General features: G+C 63.1%; 1 protein-coding gene. It reads right to left on the bottom strand.

The features are described from left to right. Positions 1–32: 32 nt before the first annotated feature. On the bottom strand, positions 33–1452 hold a 1420-nt coding region (locus tag L6639_RS42870; protein WP_237867368.1), incomplete at its 5' end, for an ISL3 family transposase.

Here is a 1452-nt window from a genome sequence, read left to right as displayed (position 1 = left end):
TTGGCTCTGACGCAAGTTTGGTGCAACGCCGACTATTCTGCGCCGATCAACCTGGCTTGAAGCAGATCGATTTTCCCGCGACCGTACATTTGACGTCGAACGAGCTTGAGGCGTGTAATCTGACCTTCGGTCTGTCCGTTCGACCATTGTGAAGTGATTGCCGCCCGTACCGCAGCCTCATCTTTCGCGACGCCGCTGGCGAACGAGGCGACGAGGCTGGCGCGAGCGCGCTCGATCCATGGGATGAAACCCGCCTCGGTCTTGCGCCGGATCATCAGGTGGAATTCGGCGATGATCTCGCGTGCCTCGACCAGAGTTGGCACGCCAGCTTCGATCGCCGCGACCGTGACGGTTTCCGCTTTCGTGAGCAGGTCCCGCCCGATGGTCATGAGGCGAGCGATTGTTCTGGCTGAGGGAATCCGCTGAAGGTTCTTTGCATCGGCCTTTTCGGCCTGTCGTCTGCGGGTTGCCCACTCGCTGACGACGCGGAGCGAGCCGCGGAAGCCACGCGCTGCTAGGCGGCGCCAGAGTTCGGCCCCGCTTCGACAGCCGGACACCCACTGATTATCGAGCCATGGCAAATGCAGATCCAACGAACTTTGCCGGGTCCGAAAGACATCGGTGCGTTCGCCGCGGATCACCTGCCGTATCAGCTTCCTGCTATGGCCAGTCCGACGCACGATCTGCTTGATGGGTATGCCGTTCTTCGACAGTGCCAGGATGGCCGCATTGGTCTCCTCGCGGCGTAAGTAGCCCTCATACTGGAGCCGCTCGGCTGCCGTCAGCAGCTGGGGATCGATCGTGGTCGCACCGATGACAGTGCGAATCTGGCGCATCGATTTGCGGACGGCGTCAAGGAAGGCCCGACTGGCGTTCTCCATCAGATGCCAGCGGTCGGCGACCTGCACCGCGTGCGGCAAGGCTTTGGCCGCCGCTTCGCCATATCCGCCGCCACGATCGCGGGCGACGATCGCGATCGTGGGATGCGCAGCGAGCCAGGCTCGGGCGGTCGCGGGCTCACGATCCGGCAACAGGGTGACTATCCGGCGCCTTTCTAGGTTACAGATGATGCTGGCGTATCGGTGATTGCGACGCCAGGCCCAATCATCGATGCCGATAACCTTGAGCGGGTCAGCCGGCGGACGGTGACGGCGTCGGACCACGCGCAGAAGCGTGTCCTTGCTCACCGGCAACATCAGCCGTTTTGCGAAGCCTGCCGCCGGTCGACCGCCAAGCGCCAGACCAAGGTGATGGACGATAGAGTCCAGCCTCGCCGTGCGTCGCGCTGATGGAGCCAATATCCCGTCGGAGAAACGCTCAGTGAAGATCTGGCGTCCGCACAGGACGGCATCGCAACGGAAGCGGCGTGCGATCACCAGGAGCTTCACGACCCGCCCCGAAAGCGGCAGATCGGTCACACGGCGCCGATAGCGGCTGTGGACACGTCGGGAA

Origin of the sequence: Bradyrhizobium zhengyangense (genome assembly GCF_022012555.1) — a bacterium.
GTDB lineage: Bacteria > Pseudomonadota > Alphaproteobacteria > Rhizobiales > Xanthobacteraceae > Bradyrhizobium > Bradyrhizobium zhengyangense.
This window is presented reverse-complemented; position numbering and strand designations above follow the sequence as displayed.